This is a genomic window from Caballeronia choica (assembly GCF_001544535.1).
Taxonomy (GTDB): domain Bacteria; phylum Pseudomonadota; class Gammaproteobacteria; order Burkholderiales; family Burkholderiaceae; genus Caballeronia; species Caballeronia choica.
Window position 1 is genome coordinate 1 of the sequence record NZ_FCON02000464.1, and the last position, 1,328, is coordinate 1,328.

At 65.2% G+C, this 1,328-nt stretch carries 1 protein-coding gene; it reads right to left on the bottom strand.

Annotation, left to right across the window (positions count from 1 at the left end; genetic code table 11):
- Positions 1 to 1,196: polysaccharide biosynthesis protein (locus AWB68_RS45015; protein ID WP_143282066.1), on the bottom strand; the 1,196-nt coding region annotated here is incomplete at its 3' end.
- Between the last annotated feature and the right edge of the window lie 132 nt (positions 1,197 to 1,328).

A 1,328-nucleotide genomic window follows, 5' to 3' on the forward strand; every position in this document is an offset into this window, starting at 1 on the left:
TGGCGGATCGCCGCGCGCGCGACGCGCAGCGTGCCGAGCACGTTGTTGCGCACCGCCTGCCACGCGTTCTGCTCTTCCATCAACGGCACGTGCTTGTAGGCCGCTGCGTGGAAAACGATGTGCGGCGTGAAGCGCGACATCGTCTGGTCGAGCAGCAACGAATCCTTCGCATCGCCGATCGCCGGAATCACGGACAGCTCAGGAAACTTCTCATGCAGTTCCTCGACGAGCCGATACATCGCGAATTCGCTCAGGTCGTAGGCGACGAGTTGCGCCGGAGAGAACCGCAGGATCTGACGGCACAACTCCGAGCCGATCGAACCGCCCGCGCCCGTCACCATCACGACGCGGCCATGCAGCAGCTTCTCGACGTGCGGCATGTCGATCTTCACGGGCTCGCGGCCGAGCAGGTCTTCGAGATCGATCTGGCGCACGCGGGACAAGAACGCCTGACCTTGCGTGAGCGGCGTGAGGGCCGGCAGCACCATCGCCTTGACGCCGGCGCGCACGCACAGCGTGGCGACACGCCGTTGCACGTCCACCGTCGCCGACGGAATCGCGATGATCGCGTAGTCGGTTTTCAACTGTTCGGCCCAGAGCGGCAATTCGCTGATCGTGCCGAGCACCTTGTGACCGAGGATTTCACGGCCGCGCTTGGCGGGATCGTCGTCCAGCAGCCCGACGAGGCGCCACTCGCTCGAGCGGGCCAGTTCACGCACGAGGCTCGCGCCAGCGTTGCCCGCGCCGAGCAGGATCACGGGCTTGCCTTGGCCGACAAGGCCGCCGTACAAGTAGAACTCTTTCGTCGCACGATAGAGTGCGCGCGCACCGCCCATCGCCAGGAAGAGCAGCAACGGCTCGACGATCAGCACAGAGCGCGGAATGACGGGCGTCGGCTGCGCCATCGCCGCGCCGACCATCACGATCAGCGCGCCGGCCCCCACCGATTTCGAAATGCGCACTAGGTCGGGCAGGCTCGCGAACACCCACATACCGCGATACAGGCCGAAGAGGCGAAAGAGAATGCCGTAGACGGGAAGGACCCAGAAAAGCGCGTGCAGCGCGCCTGCCTGGAAATCGGGCGGCACCGCGCCGTTGAAGCGGATCAGGTACGCCGCGATCCAGGTGCCGGCGACCGCGACCAGATCGAACGCGAAGGCGCCGGCCGATAGCCATGATGCTTTGTATCGATTCATCCGCGTGGACCTCAAGGTTGTTCGGAAAGACGGGACTGATGACGCCGCCAGTACACATCGACGACCGCCCCCGCTGCCGTGACCACAATTGCCCACCCTGCCACCGCGCACCACTGACCGAGCGAAGAAAAG